Source organism: Amycolatopsis kentuckyensis (assembly GCF_041679295.1).
In the GTDB taxonomy this organism is placed as follows: domain Bacteria; phylum Actinomycetota; class Actinomycetes; order Mycobacteriales; family Pseudonocardiaceae; genus Amycolatopsis; species Amycolatopsis kentuckyensis_A.
The window spans coordinates 920,266-944,886 of record NZ_JBGDMD010000004.1; the positions used below are offsets into that span (position 1 = coordinate 920,266).

The following is a 24,621-nucleotide window of genomic DNA, read 5'->3' on the forward strand; positions in this document are numbered from 1 at the left end:
CGCTAAATTGAACCCACAAGTTCAATCTGGAGGACCTCATGATCGTCAACCTGCTTCGCTTCCGGTTCCGCGACGACGTCACCGAAGCCGGCCGGGACGCCGTGCTCGCCGCCATGCGCCGGACGGCCGGGGTCGAGTCGGCCGCGTTCGGCACGGTCGGCCGGGACCTCGGCGACCCGGCCGAGGGGTACACGCACGCCTACTGCGTCGGCGTCCCGGACCTCGCCGCGCTGGAGCGGTACCTCCACGACCCCGTGCACCTCGCCGGGGACGACGTCATCCTGCCGAGCCTCGCGCGGCTTTCGGCCGTGCGGTTCACCGACGACGCCGACCCGGAAACCGGCGCGAAGATGGGCGAGCTGGTCCGCGCGAAGCTCGAGAAGTACCCGGACTGGGAGCGGCAGCTGAAAGCCATCCCCGCCTGAAACCGGTTCATGATTCGGACATCGTTGACACTTCACGCACGCCTTCTTACTTTCGGTGCATGGTAACCGGACGGGAAGTCACGCGACCGTGTCCGACGGTGCGGGTGAACGGGATCTGTTGTCGCTGACCGCATCCGAGCGACCGACCCCTCCCGAGGAGTCCCCATGCGCCGCACCGCCGACCGTTCGGCCGATCTCGAGCGCCTGCTCGCGGACGGCCCGTTCCCGGCCGCGCTCCGCGCGGCCATCACCGAGAGCGGGCTGTCCCTGGACCGCATCCGCCACCGCCTCGCGCGGCGCGGGCTGTCGGTCAGCGTGCCGACGCTGAGCCTGTGGCAGTCGGGGCGCCGCCGCCCCGAACGGGCGGAGTCACTGCGCGTCCTAGTCGGCTTGGAGCAACTGCTGGAGCTGCCCGCCGGCTCTTTCGGTGCGCTGCTGGGACCGCCGAAACCGCGCGGCCGGACGCCGCTGCCCGGCCACCTGGTCGCGGTGAGCCAGCACGACCGCGCGGACATCGACGACCACGGCCGGCTTTCCGCCGTCCACGCGCGGGTCGTGCTGCGCGCCGGCGGGGCGGGGCTCGAGCACTGGCCGGTGCGCTGGGACCTCGAACCGGGGGTGACCCCGAAGATCCTCGCCGAGCGCAATTGCCGGGTCGCGGGTGTCGAGCACGACCTGGATCGCAGCCGCCTGACCGCCGACCTCGTGCTGGACGCCGCACCGGCACCGGGGGAGTCGGTCATCGTCGAGTACCGCGCGACGTTCCCGGCCCGCCCGGCGGCCCGGCGGTTCGTGCGCACCCTCGACCGGCCGGTCCGCGACTACCTGCTCGAAGCCCGGTTCGCGGTGCTGCCGGCGCTGTGCGTGCGGGTGCGCGACGCCGGGCCGGGGCGGGAGCTGAGCCCGGATTCCGGCGGGACCGTGCACGTCACCGAGGCCGACGCGGTCGGGCGCATCGGAATCCGCTGGGAGTCGTGAAAGCGAGCGGGGCCCCGGCGCGTTGCCGGGGCCCCGCCCTCCTTTCCGGTGCGGCGTCAGGGGGCGATGTAGAGCGTGCGGTTCGGGGTGCCGCTGCCCGGGTTCTTCACCAGGTTGGGGGTGGCCGCGGTGACCAGCGCCTGGCTCACCTGGGCCGCGGTGGCCGTGGTGTGGGTCGCGAGGTAGATCGCGGCCGCGCCCGCGACGTGCGGCGACGCGAACGACGTGCCGTTGCCGGTGTAGGTCGCCGTGTCGTTCGTGTTCCACGCCGAGGTGATGCCGACGCCGGGCGCGAACAGGTCGACGCCGGCGCCGTAGTTCGAGAAGGACGCACGGGTGTCGGTCTTGTCCGCGGCGGCCACCGTGATCGCCTCGGTGACGCGGGCGGGCGAGGACGTCGAGGCGTTGGCGTTGGAGTTGCCCGCCGCGACCGCCCACGTGACCCCGGAGCCGATCGAGTTCCGGACCGCCGTGTCGAGCGCGGTCGAGACCCCGCCGCCGAGGCTGGCGTTGGCCACGGCCGGCTTCTTCGCGTTGGCGGTGATCCAGTTGACGCCGGCGATCACGCCCGAGGTCGTCCCGCTGCCGTCGGAACCGAGCACCCGCACCGGGTACAGCTGGGCGCCCTTCGCGACGCCGTACTGCGAGCCGGCGATCGTCGCGGCGACGTGCGTGCCGTGCCCGTAGCCGTCGTCGGCGTTCGTGTCGTTGTCGATGAAGTCGTAACCCTGGTGCACGCGGCCGCCGAAGGTCTGGTGGGTCGCGCGGATCCCGGTGTCGAGCACGTAGACGTTCACGTTCGACGCCGTGGTGCTGTAGGTGTACTGGTTGTTCAGCGGCAGGTTCCGCTGGTCGACCCGGTCCAGCCCCCACGACGGCGGGTTCTGCTGGACGGCGTCGGCGCGCACGGTCTTGTCCTGCTCGACGAAGGCGACGGCGCTGTCCGCGGCGAGGCGCTTGGCGTGCTTTTCGTCCAGGCGCACGGAGAACCCGGCCAGGTTCCGCGTGTAGACCCGGCTCACCGTGCCGTCGTACCGGCGGGCCAGCGAGCCGCTGTCGGTGTTCTTCGCACTGTCCTTCAGCACGACGATGTAGCTGCCCTCGATCGCGCCGGCGTCGGCGGCGCCGAGCACGACGCCTTCCGCGGCCTGGGCGGGGGTGACGCCGGTGAAGACGACAGCCGCCGCCACGGCGACCGCGGCTCCGGTGAATCTCGCTGCACGCATTTCCTGCTCCTCGGGGAAGGGGACGCTCCGAGGACGAAGTTAAGGTGGCGGCTGTTTTCTCGGCAGGCGCGGTTTTTTGCGGTTTTGCGGCGGTTTGCGTTGTCCTACCGGGCGATTTCCTCCCCTACGAAAGGATGTTCTCGTGAGGTGGACTCCCGGCGACCAGCGGGACGACGTCGCGGATGACGCGCTCGGCGTCCTCGGGCAGGACCGCCGGCCGGAGCCGGACGCCGGCGAGCCCGTGCTCGTCGCGCCACCCGGTCAGGACTTCGGCGAGCTCGCCCGGTGAACCGGTGAAGATGCCCGTGTCGGTGGTCCACGGCGCGCCGGCGGCGCGGTCGAGCCGGGCGAGCCGTTCCCGCGCGTGCTCGCCCGTGTCGCCCAGCACCACCGCGAGGTCCGCGTAGACCGCGGTGGGCGTGGCGTCCGGGGTCAGCGCTTCGATCTGCCGGAAGGCGGCCAGCACCGCCGGCAGCGGGTGCTCCGCGGTCGGCGTGAGGAACACGCGGTCGGCCGCCGCGGCGGCCAGCCGGTAGGGCTCCAGGGCGTGGTGGGCGAGCGTGACGACCGGAGGCGACGCGGATACGGGGACGTTCAGCGGCCCGGCCGGGCCGTCGCCGGGCAGCGGTCCGACCCGGCCGGGCCGCCAGAACTCGTCGCCGGAGCCGAGGGCGTCGGCGGGGAACGTCGTCCAGAGGTCACGCACGGTCTGTACGTGGGATTCCGCGTCGCGGAACAGATCCCGCAGCCGGCGGGCGATCCGCGTCGGGACGTAGATGTCGTCCGGGTGCAGCCGTGGTGTCGGGGTCCCGCCGACCACCACGGCGTCGCCGGCGTTCGCCGACACCTGGGGCCGCCAGGCGACCCGGCCCGGCCCGATCGCGGCCAGGGAAGCCAGCTGGGTGGCGGTGTGGAAGGGGTTGGCGTGCGTGACGTTCCGGGTGACCACGACCTCACCGATGTCGGAGGCCGACAGCAGGACCGCGGCGGTGACGACCGGGTCGAGCCGGCCGCGGACCCGGCCGCCCGGATCGCCGGGGGCGGCGCCGAATTGCTCGGTCTGGGCGGTCAGGCCGTCTTCGAGGGTGAGGAAGCCGATGCCGCCGGCCGCGCTCGTCCGGCCCCAGCCGGCCCAGTAGCGGCTGCCGAAGAGTTCGGCGGGCTCGGTCACCGATGACGCCCGCCAAGCGGCCGGATGCCATCCCACGCCGTCCAGGGCCAGTCCCAGGTGAAAGGTCATGGACCGATCAAAGGACCTTCACACTGGTGTGAGGGTCAACGGTTCCCACGGCTTGGGCGACGGCGAGGAGCGTGGCGATCGGGTCGTCGCCGAGCGGGTAGACGCCGACGTGGTCCGCGCCCGCGGCGCGGTGGGCCAGCAGCCGCGCCGCGACGGTGGCCGGGGCGCCGTGGGCGACGAGCGCGTCGACGAGGTGGTCGCTGCCGGAGCCGGCGAGGTCGTCGTCGGTGAAGCCCAGCCGGCGGAGGTTGGCGGCGTAGTTGGCCACGCCCAGCGCGGTGCCCGGCGGTGCCGACCGCGCGATCGCGCGAGCCCGCTCCGGATCGGGCTCGACCAGGGCGAAGTGACCCGGCAGCACCAGTTTGCCGGCACCCAGCACCGCTCGGGCCCGCCGGGTGTGTTCGGGGGTCACCAGGCACGGAACGGTTCCGGCGGTGCGGTCGCGGGCCAGGCGCAGCATCCGCGGCCCGAGCGCGGCGAGCACGACCCGCTCGGCCGGGACGCCCGCGGCGGCGAGACGGTCCAAATAGGACACCAGCGTGTCGTGCGGCGAAGCCCACTCGGTGTGGACTTCGCGATGCCCGATCCCGACGCCGAGCAGGAACCGGCCGGGGTGCTTGCCTTCGATCCGGTGGTAGGACGCGGCGACGGCATTCGCGTCGGCGGTCCACACGTTCACCACGCTCGTGCCGACGACCAGCCGCGTGGTGGCGTCGAGCAGCTCGTCGGCGAAGGCGAGTTCGGCGGGCGGCGACGCGTCCAGCCACAGCGTGCCGTAGCCGGCCCGCTCGACTTCCGCGGCGGTTTCCGGGGTCACTTCGTGCTCGCGCAGGTGCGCGCCGAGCAGGCCGAGGTCGAGGTTCATGATCCGACTCCAGCACCGCCGGCAGTCGAGAACCAGGCCCAGAGCTGACGCGCAGCGATAACCTGGCGGCATCGTCGCAGGGGAGGACCCGTGGAACTTCGGGCGTTGCGCTATTTCGTCACCGTCGCCGACGAGCTGCACTTCGGCCGCGCCGCGGACCGGCTGCACATCGCCCAGCCCGCGGTCAGCAGGCAGATCGCGCGGCTGGAACGCGAGCTGGGAGAGCGGCTGTTCGACCGCTCGCCGCGCCGGGTCCGGCTGACCGCGGCCGGGCACCGCGTGCTCGTCGCGGCCCGGGAGGCGCTCGCGGCCGCCGACCGCGTCCGCGGTGCCGCGGCCGGTCCCGCCGGGGCCATGCGCATCGGCACGGCAGCCGGGGTGACCGCCCGGCTGGAGCGCGGGATCGACGCGCTGCGGGCGCAGTCCCCGGCGTTCGACGTCGTGCTCGTCGACCTGCCGTCGGACGCGCGCCTGAACGCGGTGCGGCAGGGGGAAATCGACCTGGCCTTGGCCCGCGGGGTGGAGACGGCACCGGGCGTGCGGGTGCTGCCCGCGTGGACGGAGGCGCTGCACGCCGTCGTGTCCACCCGCCACCCGGCCGCGGGCCGGGCTGAGGTGAGGGTGGCCGAGCTGGCCGGCGGTGACTTGCGCACCCCCGAACCGGCCGTGCTCGCCGTACTGCTGGAAGCGGGCGGCGCGGTGCGGCCCGGCCGTCCGGCGGGGACGGTCCAGGACACGCTCGTCGAGGTCGGCTCGGATCCCCGGGCCTGGACGGTGCTGACCGCCGACCAGGTGGCGGAGATCAGGTCCACCCGGGTGAGCACGATCCCGCTCGCGCCGCGGACGACCGTCACCGGCAGCGTCGTGGTCCCGCACGACCTCCCGCACACCTGCGCGGCGGCCACGCGGACGGCGTTCGGTGACTGAGCCCAGGCTGGTAGTGCCCACCACGCGGCTGCACGCCGCCTGGCTCGACGCGCACGCGGAGTGGGGTCCGGGCCGGCACGAGGACGGCTTCGGGCTGCTGGATTCCGACGAAGTCCGCACCCGGGAGGGGTTTTCGGCGTGGGTCGGCCGGATGGGCAGGGACACGGCGTGCACGTACCGGTGGATCGCCGAGGACGGCGACGTGCTCGGCGGCATCGCCCTGCGGCACACCGGCCACGAGTCCGTCCCGCGCGCCGGACACCTCGGTTACGGCATCCGCCCCTCCGCGCGTGGACGTGGCCTGGCCGGGTGGGCGGTGGAGCAGATGCTGGCCGAAGCCCGCGACCTGGGCATGGACCACGTGCTCCTCGTTTGCGAGGCGGGCAACACCGCCTCGGCGAAGACGATCGAACGTCGCGGCGGCGTGCTCGAAGCCGCCGGCCGGACGTTGCGGTACCGGGTTCCGCTCAGACCACGCTGACCGAGGCCGCGCTCTCGAAGCGGTAGCCGACTCCGCGGACGGTGGTGATCGGATCGAGGTGCGGCTCGAGCTTGGCCCGCAGTTTCCGGACGTGCACGTCCACGGTCCGGTCGTTGCCCTCGCGCCGTGGCCAGAGCGCGTTCTTCAGCGCGGTGCGCGTGAACACGCGGTCCGGGTGCGTACCGAGGAAGTGCAGCAGGTCGAACTCCAGCCGCGGCAACGTGAGCGGCTTGCCCAGCAGCAGAGCCCGCCGTGAGGTCGTCTCGATGCGCAGGAGCGGCGCCGGCACGAGTCTCAGCCGGGGGCCCGGCTCCGCCGGATCGGGCTGGGGACCGGTGTCGACGACGTCGACGCTCGCGAGGCCGTCGAGCGCCGCGGCCAGCCGGGTGGCGATGGTGGCGGCGTCGCCGGCCCGGCTGAGCAGGTCGATCCGGAGGTGGACTTGCTGCGGTCCGGGGGAGAAGCGGGAATGCGGCGGGTTCGTCATGGCGGCGATTCTGAGCGCGGGCGCCCGTCAGGGGACAGCGCGCCCGCCGGTCGGAACGACTTGACGTGGCGTCGAGCGGTCCTGGTGCCCGCGATGTGGGAACGCCGTTCAAGGCCGAGGCCGGAGCTTAGGCTGCGGGCGTGACGACGCTTGACGAACCCGCGCTGCCGCTGATCGACATCTCGCGCTTCCGCGACCCGGGTGCCGACCGGGCCGCGTTCCTGGCCGAGCTGCGCCGGGCCGCGCACGAGGTCGGGTTCTTCTACGTCGTCGGCCACGGCGTGCCGGCCGAGCTGACCGCTGGCATCTTCGCTGTGGCCAAGGAGTTCTTCGCGCTGCCGGAGGACGAGCGGCTGGCGATCGAGAACATCCACTCGCCGCAGTTCCGCGGCTACACCCGCACCGGTTACGAATACACCGGCGGCACGCCGGACTGGCGGGAGCAGATCGACATCGGCCCGGAACGCGAGCCGGTCACCGGCGACGGACCGGCGTGGCAGCGGCTGATCGGTCCCAACCAGTGGCCGAAAGCGCTTCCCGCACTGCGGGAGACGACCTTGGCCTGGCAGGCCGAGGCCCTGCGCGTCAGCCGTGAAGTGCTCCGGGCGCTCGCCGCCGCGCTCGGTCAGGACGAGAGCTACTTCGACGCCTGGTTCGACGAGGAAGCGTCCACGCACGTGAAGATCGTCCGGTACCCGGGCCGGCCGTCGGCGGAGCAGGACCAAGGCGTCGGCGCGCACAAGGACTACGGCTACCTCGCGCTGCTGCAGCAGGACGACGTCGGCGGTCTGCAGGTCCGGGCGGCCGACGGCAGCTGGATCGACGCCACGCCGGTCGCGGGCAGCTTCGTGTTCAACATCGGCGAGATGCTGGAGATCGCCACCCGGGGCTACCTGAAGGCGACCCACCACCGCGTCGTGAGCCCGCCCGCCGGGGTGGAGCGGTTCTCGGTGCCGTTCTTCCTCGGGCCGCGGCTCGACGCCGTCGTGGAGCCCCTCGAGCTCCCGGCGGAGCTGGCCGCCGAAGCGAAGGGCGTCAGCCAGGACGCCGACAACCCGCTGCACGCGGCGTTCGGGGAGAACGCGTTGGTCGGCTGGCTGCGCTCGCACCCGAAGGTGGCCGAGCGCTGGTGGAGCGACGTCCTCGCGGAGCGCGGATGACCACCTTCGAGACCCGGCAGATCCACGCCGGCGCCCGGCCCGACCCGGCGACCGGGGCGCGGGCGACCCCGCTGTACCAGACCACGTCGTTCACCTTCGCCGACGCGCACCACGCGGCCGAGGCGTTCGCGTTGCGGGACCTGGAAACGCACGCCTACACGCGGTTGTCGAACCCGACGACCGCGGTCGTGGAGGAACGGCTCGCCGACCTCGAAGGCGGGGTGGCCGCGGTCGCCGTGGCCAGCGGTCAAGCGGCATCGACCCTGGCGCTGCTGAACATCGCGCGCGCCGGCGGCCACGTCGTCGCGGCGGCCAGCCTCTACGGCGGCACGTACAACCTGCTCGCCTACACCTTCGCCGACCTCGGCATCGACGTCACCTTCGTGCGCGACCCCGACGACCTGGCGCAGTGGCGGGCGGCGGTCCGGCCGGAGACGAAGGCGTTCTACGGCGAGACCGTCGGCAACCCGCGCGGCAACGTCCTCGACATCAGCGCGGTCGCCGAAGTCGCCCACACCGCCGGGGTGCCACTGATCGTGGACAACACCGTGCCCACGCCCTTCCTCGCGCGCCCGCTGGAGCACGGCGCGGACGTCGTCGTGCACTCGACGACCAAGTTCCTGTCCGGGCACGGTACCGGGATCGGCGGCATCGTCGTCGACGGCGGGAAGTTCGACTACACCGCGGACCCGGACCGCTGGCCGCAGCTGACGAAGCCGGACCCCAGCTACCACGGCCTGGTCTTCGGGCGGGAGTTCGGCGAGCTGGGCTACAGCCTGCGGCTGCGCACGAAGCTCGTCCGAGACCTTGGCCCGGCGGTCTCACCCTTCAACAGCTTCCTGCTGCTGCAGGGCATCGAGACGCTGTCGCTGCGGATGGAACGACACGTCGAGAACGCCCGCGCGGTCGCGGGCTGGCTCGCCGAGCGTCCCGACGTCGAAGCCGTGCACTACGCCGGCCTGCCCGGCAGCCCGTGGTACGACGCGGCCAAGCGGTACCTGTCCCGAGGGGTCGGCGCGGTCGTCGCGTTCGAGCTGACAGGCGGCCTCGAAGCCGGCCGGCGGTTCGTCGACCGGCTGCGCTTGTTCAGCCACCTGGCGAACATCGGGGACGTGCGCAGCCTGGTCATCCACCCGGCCTCCACGACGCACGCCCAGCTGGACGAACAGCAGCAACGCGCGAGCGGCGTGACACCCGGCCTGATCCGGCTCTCGGTCGGGCTGGAAGGACTCGGCGACCTGCTCGCCGACCTCGCACACGGACTGGGGGACGACGATGCCTGAGTTCGCCGGCAGCCGCGGCAAAATCCACTATGGACACTGGAGCCCGCCGGAGCCGAAGGCGCTCGTCGTGTTCTTCCACGGCCTCGGCGAGCACATCGGCAGCTACGAGCCGCTCGCGGAAGCGCTTACCGGGGCCGGGTTCGCGGTCTGGGCCGCCGACCACGCCGGGCACGGCCGCAGCGACGGCGAGCGCGTCCTGATCGAGTCCGTCGACGACCTCCTCGCCGACGCCGCGACCCTCACCGATCTCGCGCGGGAAGCGCACCCCGGGCTGCCGCTGGTGATCGCCGGGCACTCGCTCGGCGCGACCGTCGCCACCCTGCTCGTCGGCGAGGGGCGGCTGCCGGACCGTCCGGTCGCGCTGGTGCTCGCCGGCTCGTCCCTGGTGCCCGCCGGCGAATCCGGGCTCGTCGCGCTGCTGGCCAGTGGCGTCGACCCCTGGGACCTGCGCAAGGACCCCGGCGAGCTGACCCGCCACCCCGGCTACGCCCAGCAGATCCGCGACGACCCGCTGACCTGGCAGGGCGGCCTGCGGCTGGAGACCCTGCGCGCGCTCGGCGAAGCGGCGCCCCGGGTCGCCGCCGTCCTGCCGAAGCTGGACCTGCCGGTGCTCCTGCTGCACGGCGCCGACGACGACCTCGCCCCGGCCGCCGGGGCGCGCAAGGTGGCGGAGCTGCTGCCGGACGCGAAAGCGGTCGTCTTCCCCGAAGACCGCCACAACATCCTGAACGAGCTCGACCGCGACGACGTCTTCCGCGTCTTCACCGAGTTCGCCGTCGAGCACGTCCGCGGCTGAGCCGCGCGCCCCGTCCCCGAGGAGAACCATGAGACACCGTCTTCCGCTCGCCGCTGCCCTGCTCACGGTGACCCTGCTGGCCACCGCGTGCGGCACGGGTGGCGCCGCGGACCCGGCCGCGTCGAGCGGAACCACCGCACAGGCGGCCACTCCGCCGGACGACCAGCTGAACACCGGCGCCACCGTCAACGTCCGGCTGGTCCTGGAACCCTCCAGCCTCAACCTCTTTTCGACGTCCGGTGCGGCGCTCGACCAGGTCCTGCTCGACAACGTCTACCAGAACCTCGTCTCGGTGAACCCCGAGGAGAAGGACAAGATCGTCCCGCAGCTGGCCACCTCGTGGGAGCAGGCGCCGGACGGTCTGAGCTACACGTTCCACCTCGCCTCCGGCACGAAGTTCCACGACGGCTCGCCGCTGACGTCCGCCGACGTCGTCTGGTCGCTGCAGCAGCAGGTCGCACCCGGTTCGAAGGCCGTCTACGGCGCCGAGTTCGCGGCGATCCAGGACGTCACCGCGCCGGACCCCGCGACCGTCCGCATCGGACTGAAGAGCCGCGACACCTTTCTGTTGTGGAACCTGACCCAGCGCGGCGGAGCGGTGTTCAAGCAGGGCACCGACTTCGCCGCCTTGGACGGTGCCGAAAACGGGTCCGGCCCGTTCAAGCTCACCCAGTGGAACCGCGGTTCCTCGATCACTCTCCAGCGCGACGACGCCTACTGGGGCGCCAAGCCGAAGGTCGCGAAGGTCGTCTTCCACTACATCACCGAGACCAGCGCGGCCAACAACGCCGAGCAGACCGGCCAGACCGACGTCGAGACCGCCGCCGATCCGACACTGCTGCAGCCGTTCACCATGGGTGACGCGTTCTCGGTGCTGAAGGGCACCACGACCGACAAGTACACCCTCGCCTTCAACGGCACCAAGGCACCCTTCACCAACCCGGACGTCCGGCACGCGCTGCGGCAGGCGATCAACAAGCAGGACATCGTCAAGGCCGTGGGCGCGGGCACGGTGATCGGCAGCTCGGTCCCGCCGCAGGACCCGTGGTACGAGGACCTCACCTCGATCGACGCGTACAACCCCGACGGCGCCAAGCAACTGCTCACCAAGGCCGGCTTCGCGAACGGCCTTCAGCTCACCCTCGACGTCCCGTCGATCTACCCGACGTCCATCACGGACGTCCTGGTGTCCAACCTCAAGCAGGTCGGCGTCACGCTCACCGTGAAGCAGGTCGAGTTCCCGGCGTGGCTGTCGCAGGTGTTCAAGAACCACGACTTCCAGCTCAGCCTCGTCGACCACGCCGAGGCTCGCGACATCGCCAACTACACGAAACCCGCGTACTACTTCGGCTACGACAACAAGCAGGTCCAGCAGTGGTACGGCCAAGCGCGCACCGCCTCGACCGACGCCGAACGCGACACGCTGCTCAAGCAGGTCGCCCAGCAGATCTCCACCGACGCCGCGAGCGACTGGCTGTTCCTCGGCGAAGCCCACACGGTCGTGCGCAAGGGCGTCTACGGCGTGCCGAAGGCCGAGACCAGCAACCGGTTCCCCCTGGCGAACCTAGCGGTCGGCAAGTGAGATGACGCTGTTCCTGCTCCGCCGGACCGGGCTGCTGGTGGTCGCGCTGGCGATCGCGAGCGTGCTCGTGTTCGTCCTGCTGCGGCTGCTGCCGGGCGACGTCGCCGCCACCATCGGCGGCTTCCGCGCGACTCCGGAGCAGCTCGCCTCGATCCGCGCGGAGCTCGGCCTCGACCGGCCGCTGCCGGCCCAGTTCGGCTCCTGGGTCACCGGCGTGCTGCACGGCGATTTCGGCCGCTCCCAGCTCAACGGCACGTCAGTGACCGGAGAGCTGGGCCGCAAGCTGCAGGTGACCGCGCCGCTGGTGGCGGGGTCGGTCGTCGTGGCGCTCGCGGTCGCGGTCCCGTTCGGCACCTGGGCGGCGCTGCGCCGTCGCGGTCCGGTCGGCACCGGCATCAGTGCGCTCTCGCAGGTCGGCATCGCGGTGCCGACGCTGTGGCTCGGGTTGGTGCTGGTGCTCGTGTTCTCGGTCGAGCTGGGCTGGCTGCCCGCCCAGGGCTTCCCCGCCGAAGGCTGGAGCGACCCAGGGCTCGCCATCAGGAGCCTCGTCCTGCCGTGGACAGCCCTCGGCCTCACCGAAGGCGCGGTACTCCTGCGATTCGTCCGCTCGGCGGTGCTCGGCGTCCTCGACGCCGACTACGTGCGGGCCGCCCGCGCCAAGGGCCTCACCCGCGGCCAGGCGCTGCGGCGGCACGGGTTCCGCAACGCCGCGCTGCCGGTCGTGTCGATCCTCGGCCTCCAGCTGGCGACGCTGATCGTCGGCGCGGTCGTCGTCGAGCGCGTGTTCACCCTGCCCGGCGTGGGCAGCATGCTGGTCGGCGACGTCGGCAACCGCGACCTGGTCAAAGTGCAGGGCGAGGTGTTCCTCGTCGTCGCCGCGGTCCTGGTCATCGGCTTCGCGATCGACGTCGTCCACCGGCTGATCGACCCCCGGCTGCGGGAGCCGCGGTGAACCGGCGGCGCGCGTTGTCCTCCCTGCTCCGGCGCCCGGCCGGAGCTTTCGGCTCGGCCGTCGCGCTCGTCCTGCTCCTCGCCGGCCTGGTTTCCCTGGTGTGGACGCCGTTCGACCCGCTGGCCACCGACCCGGGTCAGGCGTGGCTGCTGCCGTTCCAAGGCGGCCACCTGCTCGGCACCGACCGCATCGGCCACGACCAGTTCAGCCAGCTGCTGGCCGGCGCCCGCGAGACGCTCGTCGCGGCGGTGGCCTCCGCCGCCGTCGCGACCGTGGTCGGGTTGCTGCTGGCACTGCTCGCGGTGCTCACGCCACGCTGGGTGGGCGCCGGGGTCGTCCAGCTGATCGACCTGCTCGTCGCGTTCCCCGTGCTGCTGCTCGCGATGATCCTCGCGGCCGTGTACGGCAGTTCCCTGGCCACGGTCGTCGCCGCGATCGGCATCGGCTTCGGCGTCGCGGTGGCCCGGGTCGCGCGCGCCGAGCTGGTGTCGGCTCTCGGCAGCGACTACGTCCTGGCGGCCCGGGCGGGCGGCGCGCGCACCGCCCGGATCGTCCGGCGGCACCTGCTGCCCACCCTCGCCCCGACGCTGATCGTCCAGCTCTCGCTGGTGATGGCCCTCGCCGTGCTGGCCGAGGCGGCGTTGACCTACCTCGGCTACGGCAGTTCGCCGTCGTCGCCGTCCTGGGGCGGCATGCTCCACGAGCAGCAGGCCTACATCGCCGCGCGGCCGCTGCTGGTGATCTGGCCCGGCTTGGCGGTGGCGCTCACCGTGCTCGGCTTCAACCTCCTCGGCGACGCTCTGCGCGACGCCACCGACCCGAGGCTGGTGACGACCCGATGAGCCTCCTCGAGGTCGAGGACCTGACTGTCCACATCGGACCCCGGACCCTGCTCGAAGACGTCTCGTTCACGGTGGGAGCGGGGGAGCGGGCCGGGCTGATCGGCGCTTCCGGTTCCGGGAAGTCGCTCACCGCGCTCGCGGTGCTCGGCCTGCTGCCGGAGGGGATGACCACCCGGGGCAGCATCCGGCTCGACGGCACCGAGCTGCTCGGCCGGCCCGATCGGGCACTCTCGGCCGTGCGCGGCGAGCGGATCGCGATGGTGTTCCAGGACCCGCGCACCACCCTCGACCCGCTGATGCGCGTCGGCAAGCAGGTCGCCGAACCCCTGCGCGTGCACCGCGGCTTGACCCGGAAGGCCGCGGCGGCCGAAGCGGTCGCGCTCGCGGCGAAGGTCGGCCTGCCCGATCCCGAGCACGCCGTCCGGGCGTTCCCGCACCAGCTGTCCGGCGGGCAGCGTCAGCGCGTCGGCATCGCGATCGCGCTCGCCTGCCGCCCGGCACTCCTGCTCGCCGACGAACCGACGACCGCCCTCGACGTGACCGTGCAGGCCGGGATCCTCGACCTGCTGCGGACGCTCGTCGCCGAGGAGGGCACCGCACTGCTGTTCATCACCCACGACCTGGCCGTGCTGGCGCAGATCGTCCAGCGAGTCCTGGTGCTCGGCGGCGGCCGCCTGCTCGAAGACGGCTCGCTCGCCGACGTCCTGCACGCACCCCGGCACCCGGAAACCCGCGAGCTGCTGGAGAACGCGCGGGCCGGTGCCTTCCGCCGCTCCCGGGAGGTGACCCCGTGACCCTGCTGGAAGCCGCCGGCCTCCACCGGTCCTACCGGCTGCCCCGCCGCCGGCTCTTCGGCGAGACTCCGGTGCGGCACGCGGTCCGCGACGTCAGCCTGACGCTGGAGGACGGTGGCCGGCTGGGCATCGTCGGTGAGTCCGGCTCCGGCAAGTCGACACTGCTGCGCCTGCTGCTCGCCCTGGAACGGGCCGACGCCGGCGCGGTGCGCTACCAGGGGCGGCCGGTCACCGGCCGGGACCTGACGTGGTTCCGCCGCGACGTCCAGGTCGTGCTGCAGGACCCGTACAGCTCGCTCAACCCGCGCAGCGTCGTCCGGGACATCGTCGCCGAGCCCCTCGAATGCCTGCGCGTGCCCGGGAACCACGACGAGCGCGTCGAGGAGGTCCTCACCGCCGTCGGCCTCGAGCCGGACGCCGTGGAGCGCTACCCGCACGAGTTCTCCGGCGGGCAGCGGCAGCGGATCGCGATCGCCCGCGCGCTCGCGCCGCGGCCGAAGGTGCTCGTCGGCGACGAGCCGTTCTCGGCTCTCGACGCGGCCGTCCGCGCGCAGGTCATCGACCTGTTCGCCGGGCTGGCCGACACGATGGGCCTGTCGCTGATCCTCGTGTCCCATGACATCGGCGTGGTGCAGCAGCTGTGCGACCGGCTGCTGGTGCTCAAGGACGGCGTCGCCGTCGAACAGGGCACCACCGCCGACGTCCTGGCCGCACCGGCGCACCTCTACACCCGCACCCTGCTCGACGCCGTGCCCCAGCTGCCCGAGGAGGTCGGATGAGCTTCAAGCTGGGATTCCTCACCCACGTCCACGGGCCGGGCAAGGACCTGCGCACGGTCCTGCGCGACCTGCTCACGGTGTTCGCCGCGGCCGAAGACCTCGGGTTCGACGGCGGCTGGGTCGCCCAGCACCACTTCCGCACCGACTACGGCAGGCTGCCCTCGCCGCTGGTGTTCTTCGGCGCGGTGGCGGCCCGCGCCCCGAGACTGCGGCTGGGCACCGCGGTGACCGTGCTGCCCCTGGAGGACCCGATCCGGCTCGCCGAGGACGCCGCCGTGCTCGACGCGCTGTCCGGCGGCGCCCTCGAACTCGGGCTCGGCACCGGCGGCGCGAACACCGACGCCTTCGCCCGGTTCGGGCACGACCCGGCCGACCGGCACCGGCTCCACGACGACAACCTCGGCACCCTGCGCCTCGCCCTCGGCGGCACGGTCCTGCAGCCGCCCGCGCGGACCCTGGGGGACCGGCTCTGGCAGGCCACGTCCGACGTCACCCGCGCGGCGGCCATCGGCCGCGCCGGCGACGGCTTGTTGCTCGGCACCGCCGTCCACGATCCCCGCAAGGTGCAGCGCCCGCTGGCCGAGGCGTACACGGCGACGTCACCGAGGCCACGCTTCGGCATCGTGCGCGCGGTCTTCCCGGCGAAGGACCGCCAAGCGGCCGTGGCCGACCTCGCTCCGGCGCTGGACCTGCACCGGCGGAACTTCGCCGAGCTGACCGGGTTGGGCATCGAGGAGCACCTCGCCCGGATCAACGTGCACCACGGCACCGCCGGCGAGGTCACCGCGAGCCTCCGCGCCGATCCCGCAGTGCTCGACTTCCTGAATCCGGACAGCTGGTTCCTGCCCGTCGTGCAGCACGAACTGTCCGATGTGGACGCCGACATCGAGCGGCTGCGCGTGCTCGCCACCGAGATCGCCCCGGCACTGGGGTGGCGGCCGTGACCTTCCACCTCGGGTTCCTCACCCACGTTCACGGCGAAGGCGTCCCCGCCGGTCAGCTCTACCGCGATCTGGTCGAGCTGTTCGTCGCCGCCGAAGAGCTGGGTTACCAGTCGGGCTGGGTGGCCCAGCACCACCTGCAACCCGAGCACGGCCGCCTGCCGTCGCCGCTGGTGCTGCTGGCCGCGGCCGCCGAGCGGACCCGGCGGATCCACCTCGGTACCGCCGTCACCGTGCTCCCGCTGGAGGACCCGCTGCGGCTGGCCGAAGACGCCATCGTCCTCGACGCTCTCTCCGGTGGCCGCCTCGAACTGGGGCTGGGCAGCGGGACGCCGGCGGCCGACGACTTCGCCGTCTTCGGCCGGGACGTCGACGACCGGCACGCCGACTACGACCGCAACCTGAGCGTGCTGACCGACGCGCTGAGCGGGTACGAGCTGAGCGAGCGGCTGTGGGAGTCCAGCCTGCGCCCGCGGGTACTCGCCGACGCCGCGGCGGCCGGCCGGGGCCTGCTGCTCGGCGTGGGGCCGGCCGACGCCGTCCAGGCCGGCCTCGCGGCGACGTACCTCGACGCCGGCCCGGAAGTTCCGCGGATCGCCGCGGTCCGCGGGATCTTCCCCGGTCCGAGCCGCGCGGCCGCCGCCGCACAGCTGGAAGCCGACGTCGCCCGCTACCGGCCCCTGCACGTCCGCGCGGGCTGGGCGCCGCACGAGGACATCGGCGTGGCCGAACTGCTGCGGCTGATGAACGTTCAGCACGGAAAGCCGGAGGACATCGTCGAATCCCTGCGCGCCGACCCGGTGTTCGCCGGCCCGGGCACCCACCTGATCGCGGCCGTGCAGGCCGAAAGCTCCACCCTCGGCCAGGCCCTGGACCGGCTGGAGACCATCGCCACGAAGATCGCCCCGGAGCTGGGGTGGCGGCCATGACCCGGCACCTCGCGCTGAGCGCGCTCGTGCACGGCTCCGGCGGGCACCTCGCAGGCTGGCGCCATCCGGATGCCTACGCCGCGGGCCAGCTCGACTTCGCCTTCCACGCCGAGCTGGCCCGGCTGCTGGAGCGCGGCCGGTTCGACGCGTTCTTCGTCGCCGACGTCATCGCAGTCGACGGACCGCCGAGCCGGGCCGAGCGGTTCGAGCCGCTCAGCCTCCTTGCCGGCCTGTCCACGGTGACCACCCACATCGGACTGGTCGGCACCGCGGGCACGACGTACCACGAGCCCTTCCACATCGCGCGGAAGTTCGCGTCGCTCGACCACCTGTCCCACGGCCGCGCCGGGTGGCACGCCATCACCGCCACGCTCCCGGGGGAAGCCGCGAACTTCGCCGCCACCGGACACCCTGACGCGGGGGACGAATTCGTCGACCTCGTACGGCAGCTGTGGGACAGCTTCTCCGACAAAGCCGTCATCCGGGATGTGGCCGGAGCGCGGTACTACGACCCCGCTCAGCTCCGGACGCCGGAGCACCGCGGGGAGCACTTCCGCGTCCGCGGGCCGCTGAACATCTCCCGGCCGCCGCAAGGGCATCCGGTGCTGTTCGTGACGAGCACCGAACTGCCCTTCGCCGCCCGGCACGGCGAAGTGTTCTTCAGTGATCAGCCTGACGCCGGAAATACCGCGGACATCAAGGCCCGGGTCGCCGCGGCGGGCCGCGATCCCGGGCAGGTCCGCGTGTGGCCGGTGCTGTCGCCGCTGGTCGCCGACACCGAGACGGCCGCGCGCCGGAAGCTCGCCGAACTCGACGACCTGCTCCACGACGACGCCGCGCACCGGCCGGCGGAGCGGTTCTCGGGCGGCCCGATCGTCGCCGGGACACCGGAGCAGATCGCCGACCGGATGCAGCGGTGGTTCACCGAAGGCGCGGCCGACGGCTTCACCGTCTCGTTCCCCTACTTCCCGGGCCCGGCGATCGAGTTCGTCCAGCAGGTCGTGCCGATCCTGCGCCGCCGCGGTCTCGTCCCCGACGGCTACCACGGCACGACGCTGCGGGAAAACCTCGGCCTCGCCCGCCCGGAGGTGTCGCGATGACCCGGCAGCTGCACTTCACCGCGTTCTTGAAGCCACCGGGGGAGTACCTGGCGGCGTGGCGGCACCCGGACACCCGCGCGGACGCGGGGGTCGACTTCGACACCGTGCTGTCCTTCGCCCGGGCGGCGGAGGCGGCGAAGTTCGACGCGGTGTTCTTCGCCGATCTCGTCGGCGTGCCGCTGGAGAGCCAGGACGTGCTGTCGCGGGTGTCGGTGGTCAACGACTCGTTCGAGCCGACCACGCTGCTGGCGGCGCTCGCCGCGGCGACCAGCCGGATCGGGCTCATCGCGACGGCGTCGACCACCTACAACGAGCCCTACCACCTCGCGCGGACGTTCGCCTCGATCGACCACATCTCCGGTGGCCGGGCCGGCTGGAACGTCGTCACCTCGCTCAACGACGGGGAAGCGCTGAACTTCGGCCTCGACGCCCACGTCGGCCACGCCGACCGGTACGGCCGCGCCGAGGAGTTCTTCGACGTCGTCACCGGGTTGTGGGACAGCTTCGACGACGACGCCTTCCGCCACGACAAGCCGTCCGGGGTGTACTTCGATCCCGCGAAACTGCACGTCCTGGACCACGCCGGACCACACCTGTCGGTGGCCGGCCCGCTGAACATCTCCCGGCCGCCACAGGGCCGTCCGGTGATCGTGCAGGCGGGCGCTTCGGAAGCGGGCAAGCAGTTCGCCGCGCGCGTGGCCGAGGTCGTCTTCTCCGGGCAGCGTGACCTGGCCCGGGCCACCGAGTTCTACGCCGACATCAAAGACCGCGCCGCGGCTTTCGGCCGGAGCCCGGACGAGCTCAAGGTGTTCCCCGCGCTGTCGGTCATCACGGGCGAGACGCGCGCCGCCGCCGAGGCCAAACGCGACGCGTTGCGTGGGTTGATGCCGCCCCAGGTGGCGCTGGCCCACCTCGCCTACCTGCTCGGCGGGTTCGGTCTCACGGCGTACCCGTTGGACGGGCCGCTGCCGGAACTGCCCGAGTCCAACCAGTCGAAGAGCACGCAGCTCGACGTCTACCTGCGGGCCCGGCAGCGCGGGCTGACCATCCGGCAGCTCGCCGCCGAAATCAGCGACGACGCCGGCACGATCGTCGGCCCGCCGGAAGAGATCGCCGACCACATCGAACGCTGGTTCGCCGCGCCCGCGGCGGACGGGTTCACCCTCGTTTTCCCGTACCTGCCGGGTACCCTCGACGACTTCGTCCAGCTGGTGCTGCCCATCCTGCGCCGGCGGGGGCTGTTCCGGGCAAGGTACGACGGCACCACCCTGCGCGACCACCTCGGCCTCCGCCGACCGACCTCCAGGTACGGATCCCCTGATGGCAGCTGACACCGCGGGCGAGCACAACGCCCTGACCGACGTCCCCGGGGTGCGCGTCGGGCACGCCACCCGCATCGGCGACGGCGCGCTGACCGGCACGACGGTCGTGCTGGTGCCGCCGGGCGCGGTCGTCTCGGTCGACGTCCGCGGCGGTGGCCCGGCCACCCGCGACACCGCGGCCCTCGACCCCCGCCACCCGGCGCCGACGGTCGGCGCGATCACCCTCACCGGTGGCAGCGCGTTCGGCCTGGCGGCGGCCGGCAGCGTCCTGGAGTGGCTGGCCGAGCACCGCCCGGAGGCGACGGCGGTCGTCCCCGCGGCCGCGCTGTTCGACCTGGGCCGCGGCGGAGACTTCCACGCCCGCCCGCACGCCGGACTCGGCGCCGAAGCCGTCCGTGCGGCCACCGACGGGCCCCTCGCGCAGGGCAACGTCGGCGCCGGGACCGGTGCGGTGAGCGCGGAGATGAAGGGCGGCGTCGGCACCGCCAGCGCGGTGCTGCCGGACGGCACCGTCGTGGCCGCGCTGGCCGTGCTGAACTCGCACCACCCCGCGGTGGACCCGGCTTCGGGGTTGCCTTACGGGTACTCGCTGGGGCTGACGGCCGACGAGTTCCCGCGGACCGCCGCGGACGAAGCGGCCCGCACGGCGGCGCGGGAGCGGCTCGCGGCGTCGACGCGCGAACGCGACACCCGGACCCCGCTCAACACGGTGATCGGCGTGGTCGCGACGAGCGCGTCCCTCGACCCGGGGACGACGTACCGCCTGGCGGGCGCGGGCCAGGACGGCCTGGCGGTCGCGGTCCGCCCGGCCCACGGCGTCGCCGACGGGGACACGGTGTTCGCGGTGGCCACCGGAACGTCCGGCGCGGGCGCGAGCCCGGAGCTGTTCGCGGCCGCGTCGGACGCTTTCGCCCGCGCGATCGTGCACGCGGTGCTGGCGGCGGAGTCCGTGACGACGGACTGGGGGCACATCGCCGCCTACCGCGAGCTGTATCCCGGAGTGGGGTGACCTCGCCCGACCTGATCCTGCCCGGCGGTCCTCCGGCACGCGGCTCACCGGCGGATCGACGCGATCGAACAGGCCCTCCCCGACTCCGGGGAGCCGACCGTGCCACCGACGCGGCCGGGCACCGCGCGCGGCAGGCTCGTCACCGGCGTGCGGCGGGTCAAGCCTGCAGGACCGCCTCGACGTCCAGCTCGATCTTGATCTTGTCGGACACCACGGCCACCGGGATGGACGCGCCGACTTCGAAGGCCGCGCGGCTGATCTCCGTGTGCGCCGACACGCCGATCACCTTGCTGCCCGGGGTGAGACCGTCACCGAAACCGCCGATCTCGGCCGTCAGCGTGACCGGCTTCGTGACGCCGTGCAGGGTGAGGTCGCCGTCGATCAGGTAGTCCTCGCCGTCGACGCGGATGCCGGTCGAAGTGAACGTCAGCGTCGGAAGGTTTTCCGCGTCGAGGAAGTCGGCGCTGCGGATGTGACCGTCGCGCTGTTCGTTGGTCGTGCTGACGCTGGCAGCCTGGATGGTCGCGGTGACCGTGGACCCGAGAACGTCCTCGCCGGTCACGACGGTGCCTTCGAACGCCTCGAAGCGGCCGCGCACCTTCGAGACGCCGAGGTGCCGCACGGTGAACGTGACCGTCGAGTGCACCGGGTCGATCACCCAGGTGCCCGTGAGGTATCCGGGAATCGCGGTGGTGGAAGCGGACATGGTTGCTCTCCTCGGGGTGGTGCGGACTTCGGTGCCACGAAGCCAACTACGGAGTAGTTCAGAGTTCAACCAGTCTTGGTGGGTGGGACGCTCGGCGCCGTTCGGGCTCGTGGACGTGGTGCTGCGGCACACGGTGGATGCCGCCGCGACCTCAGCGGCACATCCTGAGCTGTGGAACACGTGGCGGCTTCCGGGTTCCGCCAATACCGTCCACGGCATCGAATTCCTCTGGTACATCCCGAACCAGGCCTCGCCCGGCCACCGCGGCGACGACGTCATCGCGGGGCACAACAGCCTGGACACCTTGACCGCCCAGGCGAAGGCGCTCGAAGCGCACGGCTGGGCGGGTGCACTGCTCGGCACCGGATGGGGACGGCCCGACACCTTCACCGTCGCCACCGCGCTGGCGGCGCGGACGAGCACCTTCCAGCCGCTCGTCGCCGTCCGGCCGGGCTACTGGCGGCCCGCGCAGTTCGCCGCCGCGGCCGCCACCCTGGACCACCTCTCCGGCGGCCGGCTGCTGGTGAACGTCGTGTCGGGCAAGGACGACCTCGCCGCCTACGGCGACGACGAAGGCGACCAAACCCAGCGCTACGCCCGCACCAAGGAGTTCCTCCGGATCGTGCGGCGGCTGTGGACCGAGGAGAACGTGACCCACGACGGCGAGTACTTCGGCGTCACCGGGGCCACTCTCGCCCAGCGGCCGGTCACGCGGCACGGCCGCCCGCACCCGCGGCTCTACTTCGGCGGCGCCTCCGCGGCCGCCGAGGAAGTCGCCGCGACCGAGGCCGACGTCCAGCTCTTCTGGGGCGAGCCCCTGGACGGCGTCGCCGAACGCATCGAACGGCTCGAAGACCTGAGCGCGAAGCTCGGCCGGGAGCACCCACCGTTGGAATACGGCCTGCGCGTCACCACCTTCGTCCGGGACACCACCGACGAGGCGTGGGCCGCCGCGGAGTCCAAAGTGGACGCGATGGCGCGGGGCGCGGTCGTGCGTGACGCCGACTGGTCCGCCGCGACGGGACAGCGCCGGTTGCTGGACCTGGCCGCGCGAGGTGACGTGCTCGACGACAACCTCTACACCGCGCCGGGCCGGTTCGGCGCCGCCGGTGCGGGTACGACCTGGCTCGTCGGCTCGGCGCAGGACGTCGCGAAGTCCCTGCGCAAGTACCGCGCGCTCGGCATCACCCACTTCGTCCTGTCCGACACGCCGTACCTGCCGGAGCTCAAGCGCCAAGGCGAGCAGCTGCTGCCGTTGCTGCGGTGACCGCCGCCGGCCCGATCCCGAGGTGCTCGCGCAGGGTCGTGCCGGCGTACTCGGTCCGGAACACACCCCGTTCCTGAAGCAGCGGAACGACTTTCGCCGCGAACTCGTCCAGGCCGCCCGGGGTGACGTACGGCGCGAGGATGAAGCCGTCGGCCGCGTCGGCCTGCACGAGGTCGTCGATCGTCGTGGCGACCGTCGACGGTGAGCCGACGAAGGTGTGACGGCCGGTGACCTCGATGATCAGCTCGCGGATGGACAGGTTCCCGGCCGCCGCCCGGTCGCGCCAGGCACGGGCGGTGCCGAGCGGGTCGCGGTACTGCCGGACGCCGGCCCGGCCGGGCGCGATCGTGTCGCCGAGGTGCGGATCGGCTTCCGGCAGCGGGCCATCCGGGTCGTAGGCCGACAGGTCGCGGTTCCACAGCTGTTCCAGTAGCCGGATCGCGGTCGGCCCGCTGACCTGGGCGCGGCGGACCTCGTGAGCCAGTTCGGCCGCGTCGGCGTCGGTGTCGGCGAGCACGAAGGTCGCCGCGGGCAGCACGACGAGCTGGTCCGGCGACCGCCCGTGCCGGGCCAGCCGGCCTTTGACGTCGGCGTAGAACGCTTGTCCCGCCTCGAGATCGGCGTGCCGGCTGAAGATCGCGTCCGCGGCCGCCGCCGCGAACTCACGCCCTTCTTCGGAGTCGCCCGCCTGGATGATCACCGGGCGCCCCTGCGGGCCGCGGGGCACCGTGAACCGGCCGGAGATCGCGAACTGGGCGTCGTGGTGCTCGAACTCGCCGGCGCGGGGATCGGACAGGAAGACACCGGACTCGCGGTCCGCGACGATCTCGTCGCCGTGCCAGGAGTCGAAGAGCTTCCCGGCCGCGTCGAGGAACTGCCGGGCGCGCTCGTAGCGCTGCTCCTCCGGCAGGAACCCGCCGCGCCGGAAGTTCTCGCCGGTGAAGGCGTCCCACGACGTGACGACGTTCCACGCCGCACGTCCGGCGGAGAGGTGGTCCAGGCTCGCGAACTGCCGGGCCACCTCGTACGGCTCGTTGAACGTCGAATTGATCGTGCCGGCCAGCCCGAGCCGGTCGGTGACCGCGGCCAACGCGGCGAGCACGGTGAAGGTGTCCGGCCGGCCGACGACGTCGAGGTCGTAGATGTCGCCGTGCTGCTCGCGCAGCCGCAGCCCCTCGGCGAGGAAGAAGAAGTCGAACTTGGCGGCTTCGGCGGTCCGGGCGAGATGGGCGAAAGAGCCGAACTCGATCTGGCTGCCGGCGTCGGGGTGGCTCCAGACCGTCGTGTTGTTCACGCCGGGGAAGGCCGCCGCCAGGTGGATCTGCTTGCGAGGCTTGGTCATCGGTGGCTCCTCAGGCGGCGTAGCGGTTCACGGGGCGGGCGAGCCCGAGCAGCCCGCGCAGGGTCGAGGCCTCGTACTCGCGGCGGAAGGCACCGCGCCGCTGCAGTTCCGGGACCAGGCCGCGAGTGATCGCGGTGAGGTCGTGCGGCACCGCGCCGGGGCGCAGCCGGAAGCCGGAGAGCCCGGCCTCGTGCCAGTCGAGGAGCCGATCGGCCAGTTGCGCGGGCGTCCCCGCGAAGACGTCGGCGTCGGACTGGTATTCGGCACCGGCCAGGTCGTCCAGCCGGGCTTTCCGCTCGGCCGCGTCGTCCCCGAGGAAGACGACGAGATCGGCGAAGACGTGCAGCGGGTCGTGCGTCCGCCCGGCGGCTTCCTGCTCGGCGCGGACCTCGCCGACGATCACCTCGGCGTGCTCGCGGTCGTGCGGCGTCACGTAGACGACGTCGGCGGCCCGGGCCGCGAGGCGGTAGGGGACCGTGGCGTGCGCGAGCGCGGTCACCAACGGCTGGCCCTGCGGTGGCCGTGGCGTGATGGCCGGGCCCTTGACCGAGAACCAGCGGCCCTCGAAGTCGATGTAGTGCAGCTTGTTGCGGTCGATGAACCGGCCGGTCGCGACGTCCCGGATCACCGCGTCGTCCTCCCAGCTGTCCCAGAGCCTCCGCAGCACTTCGACGTAGTCCGCGGCTTCGTCGAACAGGTCCACGAAGTGAGCAGGGAAATCGCCGGGTGCGGGCAGCCGGAATCCGGGGAACTCGCGGCGGCCGAAGTGGGCGGCTTCGCTCGGGCTGCCCGACACGCGGACGCGGACCCCGGCGCGGCCCGAGCTGACGTAGTCGAGCGTGGCGATCGCCTTGCTCAGGTGGAATGGCTCGGTGTGCGTGACCACGGCGGTCGGGACGAGCCCGAGGTGCCGGGTGTGCGGCGCGACGCGGGCGGCGACCAGGACCGCGTCCAGCCGGCCGCGGACTTCGTCGGTGCGCTCGTCCGGCCCGTCGAGCCGGCCGGACTGCGGGGCGAGGGAGTCTTCGATGGTCACGAAGTCGAGCAGGCCGCGCTCGGCTTCGGCCACTTGGCCGGTCCAGTAGCCGGCGGTGAACAGCTCGGCGGGCCGGGCGTCCGGGGCCCGCCAGGCGGCCGGGTGCCAGCCCGCGCCGTCGAGGGCGGCGGCCAGGTGCAGCGTCATCGCGG

Annotated in this window: 25 protein-coding genes; 18 read left to right on the forward strand and 7 right to left on the reverse strand. The window is 72.8% G+C overall.

Translation table 11 applies throughout. The annotated features are described in order from the left end of the window. Window positions 1–38 precede the first annotated feature (38 nt). Together ACERZO_RS20870 and ACERZO_RS20875 are read left to right on the forward strand one after the other, a co-directional pair. On the forward strand, window positions 39–425 hold the full coding sequence (locus ACERZO_RS20870; protein WP_372666380.1) for a Dabb family protein: 387 nt from the start codon (window positions 39–41) through the stop codon (window positions 423–425). 165 nt (window positions 426–590) lie between these two features. After that, a complete protein-coding gene (locus ACERZO_RS20875; RefSeq protein WP_372666381.1) occupies window positions 591–1,403 on the forward strand; it encodes a hypothetical protein in 813 nt (270 codons plus the stop codon). Window positions 1,404–1,459: 56 nt separating this feature from the next. Here the strand turns inward: ACERZO_RS20875 and ACERZO_RS20880 are convergent, their stop codons facing one another. From ACERZO_RS20880 to ACERZO_RS20890, 3 genes are all read right to left on the reverse strand, one after another. Next, entirely contained in the window at window positions 1,460–2,629 is a 1,170-nt protein-coding gene (locus ACERZO_RS20880) for a S8 family peptidase (protein WP_372666382.1), read from the reverse strand. A 124-nt stretch (window positions 2,630–2,753) separates the two neighbouring features. Next, a complete protein-coding gene (locus ACERZO_RS20885) occupies window positions 2,754–3,869 on the reverse strand; it encodes a hypothetical protein (protein WP_372666383.1) in 1,116 nt (371 codons plus the stop codon). Between the two features lie 7 nt (window positions 3,870–3,876). After that, complete coding sequence (locus ACERZO_RS20890) at window positions 3,877–4,734, reverse strand: TIGR03620 family F420-dependent LLM class oxidoreductase (RefSeq protein ID WP_372666384.1); 858 nt, start codon at window positions 4,732–4,734, stop codon at window positions 3,877–3,879. A gap of 90 nt (window positions 4,735–4,824) precedes the next feature. Between ACERZO_RS20890 and ACERZO_RS20895 the strand changes: the two genes are divergently transcribed. Both ACERZO_RS20895 and ACERZO_RS20900 read left to right on the forward strand, forming a co-directional pair. Then, window positions 4,825–5,661, forward strand: coding sequence for a LysR family transcriptional regulator (locus ACERZO_RS20895; protein WP_372666385.1), 837 nt, complete (start codon window positions 4,825–4,827; stop codon window positions 5,659–5,661). Next, complete coding sequence (locus ACERZO_RS20900) at window positions 5,654–6,142, forward strand: GNAT family N-acetyltransferase (RefSeq protein ID WP_372666386.1); 489 nt, start codon at window positions 5,654–5,656, stop codon at window positions 6,140–6,142. Before ACERZO_RS20895 ends, ACERZO_RS20900 begins: the two co-directional genes overlap by 8 nt. Here ACERZO_RS20900 and ACERZO_RS20905 read toward each other — a convergent pair. Then, window positions 6,129–6,629 carry a winged helix-turn-helix domain-containing protein gene (locus ACERZO_RS20905; protein WP_372666387.1) on the reverse strand — a complete coding sequence of 167 codons (501 nt, stop codon included), beginning with the start codon at window positions 6,627–6,629 and terminating at the stop codon, window positions 6,129–6,131. The genes ACERZO_RS20900 and ACERZO_RS20905 overlap by 14 nt on opposite strands. A gap of 140 nt (window positions 6,630–6,769) precedes the next feature. Here ACERZO_RS20905 and ACERZO_RS20910 point away from each other — a divergent pair, with 140 nt between their 5' ends. The 13 genes from ACERZO_RS20910 to ACERZO_RS20970 are packed head-to-tail and all read left to right on the forward strand — an operon-like array spanning window position 6,770 to window position 20,118. Continuing rightward, window positions 6,770–7,789 (forward strand): isopenicillin N synthase family dioxygenase, encoded by a 1,020-nt coding sequence (locus ACERZO_RS20910; protein WP_372666388.1) that lies wholly within the window; start codon window positions 6,770–6,772, stop codon window positions 7,787–7,789. Further along, complete coding sequence (locus tag ACERZO_RS20915) at window positions 7,786–9,072, forward strand: bifunctional o-acetylhomoserine/o-acetylserine sulfhydrylase (protein ID WP_372666389.1); 1,287 nt, start codon at window positions 7,786–7,788, stop codon at window positions 9,070–9,072. The genes ACERZO_RS20910 and ACERZO_RS20915 overlap by 4 nt, the downstream gene beginning before the upstream one ends. After that, window positions 9,065–9,868 carry an alpha/beta fold hydrolase gene (locus tag ACERZO_RS20920; RefSeq protein WP_372666390.1) on the forward strand — a complete coding sequence of 268 codons (804 nt, stop codon included), beginning with the start codon at window positions 9,065–9,067 and terminating at the stop codon, window positions 9,866–9,868. Before ACERZO_RS20915 ends, ACERZO_RS20920 begins: the two co-directional genes overlap by 8 nt. Before the next feature lie 28 nt (window positions 9,869–9,896). Continuing rightward, on the forward strand, window positions 9,897–11,450 hold the full coding sequence (locus ACERZO_RS20925) for an ABC transporter substrate-binding protein (RefSeq protein WP_372666391.1): 1,554 nt from the start codon (window positions 9,897–9,899) through the stop codon (window positions 11,448–11,450). Window position 11,451: 1 nt separating this feature from the next. Further along, window positions 11,452–12,402 carry an ABC transporter permease gene (locus ACERZO_RS20930; protein WP_372666392.1) on the forward strand — a complete coding sequence of 317 codons (951 nt, stop codon included), beginning with the start codon at window positions 11,452–11,454 and terminating at the stop codon, window positions 12,400–12,402. After that, a complete protein-coding gene (locus ACERZO_RS20935; protein ID WP_372666393.1) occupies window positions 12,399–13,244 on the forward strand; it encodes an ABC transporter permease in 846 nt (281 codons plus the stop codon). The genes ACERZO_RS20930 and ACERZO_RS20935 overlap by 4 nt, the downstream gene beginning before the upstream one ends. Beyond that, on the forward strand, window positions 13,241–14,038 hold the full coding sequence (locus ACERZO_RS20940; RefSeq protein ID WP_372666394.1) for an ABC transporter ATP-binding protein: 798 nt from the start codon (window positions 13,241–13,243) through the stop codon (window positions 14,036–14,038). Before ACERZO_RS20935 ends, ACERZO_RS20940 begins: the two co-directional genes overlap by 4 nt. Next, window positions 14,035–14,817 carry an ABC transporter ATP-binding protein gene (locus tag ACERZO_RS20945; protein WP_372666395.1) on the forward strand — a complete coding sequence of 261 codons (783 nt, stop codon included), beginning with the start codon at window positions 14,035–14,037 and terminating at the stop codon, window positions 14,815–14,817. The genes ACERZO_RS20940 and ACERZO_RS20945 overlap by 4 nt, the downstream gene beginning before the upstream one ends. Continuing rightward, complete coding sequence (locus tag ACERZO_RS20950; protein WP_372666396.1) at window positions 14,814–15,761, forward strand: LLM class flavin-dependent oxidoreductase; 948 nt, start codon at window positions 14,814–14,816, stop codon at window positions 15,759–15,761. Before ACERZO_RS20945 ends, ACERZO_RS20950 begins: the two co-directional genes overlap by 4 nt. Then, a complete protein-coding gene (locus ACERZO_RS20955; RefSeq protein ID WP_372666397.1) occupies window positions 15,758–16,687 on the forward strand; it encodes an LLM class flavin-dependent oxidoreductase in 930 nt (309 codons plus the stop codon). Before ACERZO_RS20950 ends, ACERZO_RS20955 begins: the two co-directional genes overlap by 4 nt. Beyond that, complete coding sequence (locus ACERZO_RS20960) at window positions 16,684–17,787, forward strand: NtaA/DmoA family FMN-dependent monooxygenase (RefSeq protein WP_372666399.1); 1,104 nt, start codon at window positions 16,684–16,686, stop codon at window positions 17,785–17,787. The genes ACERZO_RS20955 and ACERZO_RS20960 overlap by 4 nt, the downstream gene beginning before the upstream one ends. Continuing rightward, a complete protein-coding gene (locus ACERZO_RS20965) occupies window positions 17,784–19,118 on the forward strand; it encodes an LLM class flavin-dependent oxidoreductase (RefSeq protein ID WP_372666400.1) in 1,335 nt (444 codons plus the stop codon). Before ACERZO_RS20960 ends, ACERZO_RS20965 begins: the two co-directional genes overlap by 4 nt. Then, on the forward strand, window positions 19,108–20,118 hold the full coding sequence (locus ACERZO_RS20970) for a P1 family peptidase (protein ID WP_372666401.1): 1,011 nt from the start codon (window positions 19,108–19,110) through the stop codon (window positions 20,116–20,118). The genes ACERZO_RS20965 and ACERZO_RS20970 overlap by 11 nt, the downstream gene beginning before the upstream one ends. Window positions 20,119–20,275: 157 nt before the next feature. Here ACERZO_RS20970 and ACERZO_RS20975 read toward each other — a convergent pair whose 3' ends face one another. Then, window positions 20,276–20,824 carry a YceI family protein gene (locus ACERZO_RS20975; protein WP_372666402.1) on the reverse strand — a complete coding sequence of 183 codons (549 nt, stop codon included), beginning with the start codon at window positions 20,822–20,824 and terminating at the stop codon, window positions 20,276–20,278. Between the two features lie 82 nt (window positions 20,825–20,906). Between ACERZO_RS20975 and ACERZO_RS20980 the strand changes: the two genes are divergently transcribed. After that, window positions 20,907–22,091 (forward strand): LLM class flavin-dependent oxidoreductase, encoded by a 1,185-nt coding sequence (locus ACERZO_RS20980; RefSeq protein WP_372666403.1) that lies wholly within the window; start codon window positions 20,907–20,909, stop codon window positions 22,089–22,091. On the opposite strand, the gene ACERZO_RS20985 is transcribed toward ACERZO_RS20980, so the two are convergent. Then, complete coding sequence (locus ACERZO_RS20985) at window positions 22,051–23,433, reverse strand: NtaA/DmoA family FMN-dependent monooxygenase (RefSeq protein WP_372666404.1); 1,383 nt, start codon at window positions 23,431–23,433, stop codon at window positions 22,051–22,053. The genes ACERZO_RS20980 and ACERZO_RS20985 overlap by 41 nt on opposite strands. 10 nt (window positions 23,434–23,443) lie before the next feature. Then, complete coding sequence (locus ACERZO_RS20990; RefSeq protein ID WP_372666405.1) at window positions 23,444–24,616, reverse strand: LLM class flavin-dependent oxidoreductase; 1,173 nt, start codon at window positions 24,614–24,616, stop codon at window positions 23,444–23,446. Window positions 24,617–24,621 lie beyond the last annotated feature (5 nt).